Raw genomic sequence first — 8,318 nt, forward strand, 5'->3', positions numbered from 1 at the left:
CCCGGCAGAACGTCCGCGACATGCACGCTAGGGCGCGCGGGCGGGGCGCCCCAGTGGGCACAAGTGACGCCCCGTGGGGTGGTCACAACTGCCCAGTGCCGCCGGCAATCACCGCTGACCACCATGGACGGCGTCACTAGTGGACAGCCCGGACGCCCCGGTGGGGGCGCCTTCACGGGCACCCGGCCCGATCGCAGCGGTCGCGGCCCCATCACGGTGTCGAGAGGAAAAGCCGGTCGTGTACCCGCATCACCAGCCCCCGGACAGCCCGCGTCACGCGGTTCTGACCACCATCGCCTCGGACTCACACACCTGGAACCTGCTCTTCCTTCAACTGCTGCTCGAGGAGCAGGGCTGGGAGGTCACCAATCTCGGCGCGTGCGTCCCGGTCGGCGTCCTGGTCGAGGAGACCACGGCCCGCACGCCCGACCTCATCGTCGTCAGCACGGTCAACGGACACGGCGCCGAGGAGGCCCCGGGTCTGGCCCGGGCGGTGCGCGCCGTGCCCGCGCTGGCCGAAGTGCCGCTCGTCGTCGGAGGCAAGCTGGACACCTCCGGCGGTCCCGCCCCGGACGTCCACGCCGCGCTCACCGAAGCGGGCTTCGACGCCGTCCTGACCGGCGCGAACGCCGTCCCCGGACTGCTCGCCCTCCTGGACGGCCCGCACGAGCGCCGGCACGGAAGGTCCCACGCCGATGCCGTCCGGTGAGTCCGCTCCGGCCGCCGGCGCCTTCCACCGCTTCATGGCGGACGCCGCCCGCACCGGCACCCTCGTCGTGCAGCCCCGCATGGGCTTCGCCGACCCCGCCCGGATGCGTGCCGGCCTGATCGCCACCCGGGCCGCCGACGCCACCACGGTCGGCACGCTGACCCTGGACAGCTTCACCCGCGTCGGCGACTACGCCGCCGCCGCCCGCGCCGTCGCCCAGGGCCACCACCTCAACGGCTACCCGCTGGTCAGCATGGACCGCGAGACCACCACCGGTCTTCTCGACGGCGTCCACGGGCCCGGCTTCCCCGTGCAGGTGCGGCACGGCTCCGCACGGCCCGGGCGCATCGTCGAAGCCCTCGTCGCCGCCGGACTCGACGCCACCGAGGGCGGTCCCGTCTCCTACTGCCTGCCCTACGGCCGCACCCCGCTGGCGACCTCGGTCCGCGCCTGGGCCGAAGCGTGCCGCAGTCTCGCCGCCCTGCGCGGGACGGGCGCCGAACCGCACCTGGAGACCTTCGGCGGCTGCATGCTGGGCCAGCTCTGCCCGCCTTCCCTGCTCGTCGCCCTCTCCGTCCTGGAAGCCAAGTTCTTCCACCGGCACGGCCTGCGCAGCGTCTCCCTCAGCTACGCCCAGCAGATCAGCCCCGAACAGGACGAGGAGGCCGTCCACGCTCTGCGCGCCCTGGCCGCCGACCACCTCCCGGACACCTCCTGGCACGTGGTCGTCTACGCGTACATGGGCGTCTACCCGGAGACCCGGGCGGGTGCGCTGCGGCTGGTCGCGGACGCCGCCCGGCTCGCCGTACGCACCGGGGCCGCCCGGCTCATCGTCAAGACCCCGGCGGAGTCGGCCCGTATCCCCTCCGTCGAGGAGAACGTCACCGCGCTGGAGACCGCCGCCGCCGCCGCCCGCACCGCGCGGCCGGCCCCACCGCCGCCGTCCACCGGCATCGAGGCGGAGGCCCGCTCCCTCGTCGAGGCCGTCCTGCACCTGCACGACGACCTCGGCCAGGCACTGATCCGCGCCTTCGCGCACGGCTACCTCGACGTCCCCTTCTGCCTGCACCCCGACAACGCGGGGCGCACCCACAGCTTCATCTCCGACCGAGGCCGACTGGAGTGGTCCCGCACGGGATCGCTCCCGCTCGGCCGGTCCACCGCGGCGCCGCCGTCCCGGCGGCTGACCTCGTCCGGACTGCTGCACGCGCTCAACCACGTCAAGAACCGCTACGACGACCCCGCCGCCCTCCTCGGCAGGGCGAGCCGACCCCGGCCGCCCCGGATCTCCGCCGCCGCCGGCGGCCGGTGACCCCCATCCGGTAACGACAGGACAGGACACGACGAGCATGACACTCCAGATGGATCTCCCGCCGGCATCCCAGACCCCCGGGCTGCCCTCGCCGCTGGAACACCTGCGCGACCCGCGGACCCGCGCGGCCCTGCGCATCCAGCAGGCACTCGTGGCCGGTGCCCGCGCCTTCCTGCGCTCCGACGGCGCGGTGGAGATGGCCCACCCGGTCATCGGCCCCGTCACCGACCCGGGCTCGCGCGGCGCCAAGCAGGTCGACGTCGACTACTACGGCCACCGCTACAAGCTGATGACCAGCGCCATCCTCTACAAGCAGGCATCGCTGCTGGCCTTCGACCGCATCTTCCTCGTCGCGCCCAACGTCCGTCTCGAACCCGTCGAGACCAGCAGCACCCATCGTCATCTCACCGAGTTCCGGCAGATCGACGTCGAGTACGCGGGCGCCACCCGTGACGTCGCCATGGACGTCGCCGAGGAGCTGGTCCGCCGCGCCGTGACCGCCGCCGTCGACGAGTGCGGTGCCGATCTCGCGCTGCTCGGCCGCGACCCCGACGCCCTGCGCCGGTACGTGGCCCGGCCGTTCGCCCGCGTCCCGCACGGTGAGGTCGTCGACGGCCTGCGCCGCGACGGCTACCCGCAGGACGCCGGAACCGAGATCGACTGGGAGGCCGAGGAACGCATCTCCCTCCAGGCCGACGCCCCGTTCTTCATCGTCGGCTACCCCAAGGGCTCCCGCGGCTTCTACGACAAGGAGAGCCCGGCCGCACCCGGCACCCTGCTCAACTTCGACCTCATCGCCCCCGAGGGCTGCGGCGAACTCTGCAGCGGCAGCGAACGTGAGTTCGACTACGCGACCCTGGTCACCCGGATGCGGGAGACCGGCGAGAATCCCTCCAAGTACGCCTGGTACCTCGACGTCGCCCGTCACGGCATCCCCAGCAGCGCCGGCTTCGGCATCGGCCTGGAGCGCCTGACCCGCTGGGTCACCGGCCTGGACTCGGCCTGGCGGACCACCGCCTTCCCGAAGATCGCGGGGGTGGTGTCGCCGTGACCCGGCTGACCGCACCGGGCCTGCCCGAGGACGCCGTCCGCGCCCGGGCCCGGGACGGCGCCGCCGCCGTCTTCCCGCCCCTCGACAGGTACGGCACCGCCGTCTTCGGCGCCTCCCCCGCGCCCGCCGGCGACGAGATCGACGCGCTGCGCCTGGCCCCGCCGGTCTTCATGCCGGGCCGCCTCGCCGCACTCATCGACCTCGGCCGCGAACCCCTCCACTCGGACGTCCGCCTCGACACCGACCTCGGCGGCTTCACCGCCCCGCTGCCGGTCTACCTGTCGGCGCTCGGCTCCACCCGCGTCGCCGGCACCAGCCTCGCGCTCAGCCGCCAGGCCGGACGACTCGGCATCCCCATGGTCATCGGCGAGAACGTCGCCCCCATGAACGGCTTCCGCTCCGGCGGCGACGACCACCGCAAGGGCCTGCTGGAACGCATCCAGGCGTACTGCGAGGAACTCCCCGACGGTGTCGGCGGCATCTGCGTCCAGCAGAGCACCGAGGACGCGGACTCCGAGGTCTGGAACCACGTCTACAGCGACCCGGCCGTCACCGCTCTCCTCACCTCGGGCCGCCTCGGCTTCGAACTCAAGGTCGGCCAGGGTGCCAAGCCCGGCCTCGGCGGCCTCACCATGATCAGCGAAGCGGTCGCGTCCGACCTCGCCGGACAGTACGCCGTGCAACGGCTCGGCCCGGACGCCTCGTCGGTGCTGCGCTGTGCGAGCCCCGGCACCTTCACCGCCGAGATCTTCCGCCGGCAGATCCAGCTCATGCGCAACAACTACCCGCGCGCCCGCTGCTGGGTGAAGCTGTTCCCCGGCCGCGACGTCGGCCACGCCGCCACCGTCGCCTGGGACGCCGGCGCCCACGCCGTCGCCGTCGACGGCGCCGAGGGCGGCACCGGCTGGGCCCCCACCGGCTTCCTCGGCCACGTCGGACTGCCCCTCGCCGAATGCCTGCGCCGAGTCGACCCCGCCGGCCGCACCCTCCTCGCCAGCGGACGCGTCTGGGACGGCATCCGCGCCGTGAAGCTGCTCGCCCTCGGCGCCCGCGCCGTCGGCCTCGGCCGCGCCGCCCTGATCGCCGCCGACGAGGACCCCGAGCACGGACTCGAGCGCTTGCTGGACGCCATGGCGCTGGAACTGCGCATGGCCGTCAGCGCGCTGGGCCGCTACGCGGCGGAGGAGACCGGCCCCGAAGACCTGTGGGAGCCCCGGTCATGATCTACGAACACGCCTATGAACTGGTCACCGACGACGTCTTCGTCCTGCTGCCCCGGATGGTGCCCGGCTCGGACGTCTTCCTGAAGATCGAGGGTCTCAACCCGGCCGGATCCGTCAAGCTGAAGACCGCGCTGAGCCTCATCCAGGACGCCGAGCACCGCGGCGTCCTCACGCCGGGCGCCCGGGTGATCGAGTCCTCCTCCGGCAATCTCGGCATCGCCCTCAGCTCCATCTGCGCCACCAAGGGGTACCGCTTCACCTGCGTCGTCGACCCGAACACCAACGCCACGAGCATCGATCACATGCAGGCCCTGGGCGCCGAGGTGGTCGTCGTCGACACCGTCGATGCCAACGGCGGTTTCCTCCAGTCGCGCATCGCCCACATCCGGCGCCGCGTCGAGGCGGACCCGACCGTGGTCTGGCTCAATCAGTACGCCAACCCGGCCAACCCGCGCGTCCATTACGAACAGACCGCGCGCAGCCTGCTCAAGGAGGTCCAGCACCTCGACTACCTGTTCATCGGCGTCGGCTCCACGGGCACCTTCGTCGGCTGCGCACAGTACCTGCGCGAATTCTCGCCCCACACCCGGATCGTCGCCGTGGACGCCCTCGGCTCCGTCATCCTCGGCGCCGCACCCGGCCCGCGACGCATCCCCGGACTGGGCGCCAGCCGCGTCCCCGAGCTGTTCGAACCCGGCCTCGCCGACGACGTCGTGCTGGTCGCCGAGGAGGATGCCGTGCGCGAGTGCCGACTGCTCGCCCGCACCCACGGCCTGCTCACCGGCGGCTCCACCGGCTCGGTCCTGGCCGCGGTCCGCCGCCGGGCCGACACCCTCCCGGCCGGCTCCCGCATCGCCGCGATCTCTCCCGACCTCGGCGAGCGCTACCTCGGCACGATCTACAACGGCGACTGGGTCGAGCGGAACTTCGGCGTCCTGACGTGATCCCACCCGATCCACCGGCCCGCCCGATCCACCTGCCCTCGAAAGGCCACCACCGATGTCGACCTTCCACGTGATCGACGGCTCCGTCGCCCAGGATGTCATCGGCTCCGCGCCGTCGGACGTCCTGGACCTCGTGCGGGAGACCTATCTCCAGCACAGCCGCGGGGCCACCGTCAACCCCAACAGCCACTTCCTGCGCTTCCCGCACGATCCCGGCGCCCGGATCATCGCCCTGCCCGCCCACCTCGGCGGCGACACACCGGTCTCCGGCCTCAAGTGGATCGCCAGCTACCCGCAGAACGTGCGCCAGAACCTGCCGCGCGCCTCGGCCGTCCTCCTGCTGAACGACGCCGAGACCGGCTACCCGTTCGCCTGCCTGGAGGCGTCCGGCATCAGCGCGGCCCGCACCGCGGCGTCCGCCGCGCTCGCCGTGGAGACCCTCGCCGACGGCGACACTCCGAAGACGGTCCTCTTCGTCGGCGCCGGCGTCATCGGCCGGACCGTCTCCGACTTCCTCGCCGCCCGCGACACCGACGTCCGCGAGTGCCTGGTGCACGACCACGTCGACGCGTACGCCGAGACCTTCGCCGCCTACGCCGCCGACGCCCACGGCTGGCAGACCCGGACCGTGTCGCAGATCGACGAGGCCCTGGCCACCGCCGACCTGGTCGTCCTCGCCACCACCGCGCCGGCGCCCTGGCTGACGGAGGGGCAGACCCTCCTGCCGGGCCAGCTCATCCTGAACCTGTCCCTGCGCGACATCCACCCCACCGTCATGATCAAGTGTCACAACGTCCTGGACGACATCGACCACTGCCTCACCGCACGGACCTCGCCCCATCTCACGGAGACGGAGTACGGCACGCGCGACTTCATCGACGGCACGCTGGCCGACGTGCTGCGCGGCGACGTGACCCTCGGCCACGACCGCCCCACCGTGTTCTCCCCGTTCGGCCTCGGCGTCCTCGACCTGGCCGTCGGCTACCACATCTACCGAACCGCCGTGCGCACCGGCCGGGCCACCGAGATACCGGGCTTCTTCCCGGACCTGAAGCGCTGGTGAGCCGGGCGGCGCCGGCCGCTGCCCCGACGCCCCGGTCTCGTGCCCCACCGAACACCAGGTGGGGGCACGAGACCGGGGCGTCGTCGTGTGCATCGCGGGGCGAGGGAGGGACGGACCGGGGGGACGGGGGGAGGGGGAGGGGGAGGGGAGACGGGAGGCGAAAAGAGAGGGCTGGACTGTGACGTCATCGGCCGTGCGACCGAGGCGGTCCGGGGCGGTGACACCCCCGGCCTCCGAGACTCCTCCGCCCCGGCCGACAGCACGGACGGGGTCCCCGCGGCGGCCTTCCGGGCCCGGGTGCACGCCACGCGCCGCGTCCTGGCCGGTCCGGACGAGTGCCCCGGTGGCGTCGGGTACGGCGTGGCGGGGCGGGGCGGGGCGGGCCAGGGAGCGGGACGAGGGGCCCGCCGGCGAGCGTCCCGGAGAAGCCCCGGACCGGGTGAGCGACTTGGCGAAGCCACAGACCGGGCCGTGCCCGGCCCCCTGGGAGGGCGATCCGACCATCGGCACGGACGGCAGGTCCGCGATCGGCCCCCTGGGCGAACGCGCCACCCGCTGTGTCATGTTCCTGCACCTGCTCGCCGGCTCGACCCACCGGAGGCCCCCAGGGCACCGGCTTGGCAGCCGTCGCCGGCCGGCTCAACCGCCGCCCACGCAAAACGCTCGGCTGGGAAACCCCAGCCGAGCGCCTGCGTGAACTGTTCGCGGGAGGTCTCCCGGTCAGGCCGGCAGCATCTCCCGTTCCCGGTCGGGGGCAGCCGTCGGCACGGCCTCCCGCAGCGTGGAGACCACGAGCTCCAGTTGTGCGTCGCCCCTGACCATCTCCATGTGGCGGCCCGGCATCGCCCGCTGGGCCAGACCCTCCGGGTACAGCCCGCGCCAGTGGGTGATGTACCGGGCTTCCGGCACCTCGTCGCCGCTGCCGTCACGCACCGTGTCACTGACGAACAGCGTCGCCCTGGCCCTCGAGCGTCCGGGCCGGTAGGCGGCGAGCGAGCGCACCTCGGCCTCCAGCACCGCATAGGGCAGCCACTCGTCGAGCGTGACCAGGTTCCCGTCGAGGTTCATCTCCGGCGCCAGGCGCCGCAACTCCCGCTCCGTGGCTTTCCGTTCGGCTCCGTTCTCGTTCTGGCCGCGGCGCCACAGCGCGTTCACCCGGCGGTACACCTCGGCGTGCCGCTGGAAGCGGTCCCGCTGGTCGTGGCCGGTCACCGCCGGCTCCAGCAGAAACAGGCCGGCCACCTCCTCCGGGGCCGCCGCGCCCATCGCGTGCGCGATCACGGCGCCCGTCGACCATCCGAGGATGGTGCACGGGCCCGTGGGCCGCACCCCGCGGATCTCCCGCCAGTACCGTTCCGCGATCGACTCGATCCCGACGAGCGGCGCCTCGTCCGCGTTCAGTCCCGGTGCCTGGATGCCGTACACGGTGAACGTGCCCGCCAGGCAACGCGCGAGCGCCCGGTACGGGTGGGTGCTGCCGCCTCCCGGGTGCACGCAGAACAGGACGGGCAGCTCGGGATCGGCCACGGCGGAAAGGAGCACCACGAGCCCGGACGAAGCCGGTTGCGGAACGTTCAGCGCGGCCGCCAGCTGGGCCACCGTCGGGTGGCGCACGATCTGCTGGAGGGCGACGCCCAGACCGGCCTCCCGCAGCCGTGAGACCACCCGCACGGAGCTGATCGACTGTCCGCCGAGTTCGAAGAAGTTGTCGTGGATGCCGATGGTGTCGATGCCGAGGACGTCGGACCACACGTCGGTGATGGTCTGTTCGGTCGGGGTGCGGGGTGGGGTGTAGGTGGTGGTGAGGTCGGGTCGGTGGTGGTCGGGGGCGGGGAGGGCTTTGGTGTCGACCTTGCCGTTGGGGGTGAGGGGGAGGTGGTCGAGGGGGATGTAGAGGCTGGGGATCATGTAGTCGGGCAGCTGCTGCTGGAGGTGGGTGCGCAGGTCGCCGGCGGTGGGTGCGTGTCCGGGGGTGGGGACGAGGTAGGCGACGAGTTGTTTGTTGCCGGGGGTGTC

The 8,318-nt window shown here is 73.0% G+C and carries 7 protein-coding genes; 6 read left to right on the forward strand and 1 reads right to left on the reverse strand.

Features of this window, described 5'->3' with window-relative positions:
* The first annotated feature begins 238 nt into the window (after positions 1-238).
* From ACF09K_RS34180 to sbnB, 6 genes are read left to right on the forward strand one after another with little or no spacing between them, the layout of a single operon-like run.
* The gene (locus tag ACF09K_RS34180) at positions 239-709 is read left to right on the forward strand and encodes a cobalamin B12-binding domain-containing protein (protein ID WP_392249237.1); all 471 of its coding nucleotides are present in this window, start codon (positions 239-241) and stop codon (positions 707-709) included.
* Complete coding sequence (locus ACF09K_RS34185) at positions 696-2,021, forward strand: methylaspartate mutase (protein ID WP_392249238.1); 1,326 nt, start codon at positions 696-698, stop codon at positions 2,019-2,021. The genes ACF09K_RS34180 and ACF09K_RS34185 overlap by 14 nt, the downstream gene beginning before the upstream one ends.
* 37 nt (positions 2,022-2,058) lie before the next feature.
* Positions 2,059-3,072 (forward strand): asparagine synthetase A, encoded by a 1,014-nt coding sequence (locus ACF09K_RS34190; protein WP_392249239.1) that lies wholly within the window; start codon positions 2,059-2,061, stop codon positions 3,070-3,072.
* Entirely contained in the window at positions 3,069-4,295 is a 1,227-nt protein-coding gene (locus tag ACF09K_RS34195; RefSeq protein ID WP_392249240.1) for a glutamate synthase-related protein, read from the forward strand. Before ACF09K_RS34190 ends, ACF09K_RS34195 begins: the two co-directional genes overlap by 4 nt.
* Positions 4,292-5,239, forward strand: a complete 948-nt coding sequence (gene sbnA / locus ACF09K_RS34200; protein WP_392249241.1) for a 2,3-diaminopropionate biosynthesis protein SbnA — start codon at positions 4,292-4,294, stop codon at positions 5,237-5,239. The genes ACF09K_RS34195 and sbnA overlap by 4 nt, the downstream gene beginning before the upstream one ends.
* Before the next feature lie 55 nt (positions 5,240-5,294).
* A complete protein-coding gene (gene sbnB / locus ACF09K_RS34205) occupies positions 5,295-6,302 on the forward strand; it encodes a 2,3-diaminopropionate biosynthesis protein SbnB (protein ID WP_392249242.1) in 1,008 nt (335 codons plus the stop codon).
* Between the two features lie 720 nt (positions 6,303-7,022).
* On the opposite strand, the gene ACF09K_RS34210 is transcribed toward sbnB, so the two are convergent.
* On the reverse strand, positions 7,023-8,318 hold a 1,296-nt coding region (locus tag ACF09K_RS34210; protein ID WP_392249243.1), incomplete at its 5' end, for an alpha/beta fold hydrolase.

Origin of the sequence: Streptomyces sp. NPDC014882 (assembly GCF_043081325.1) — a bacterium.
Lineage (GTDB): Bacteria > Actinomycetota > Actinomycetes > Streptomycetales > Streptomycetaceae > Streptomyces.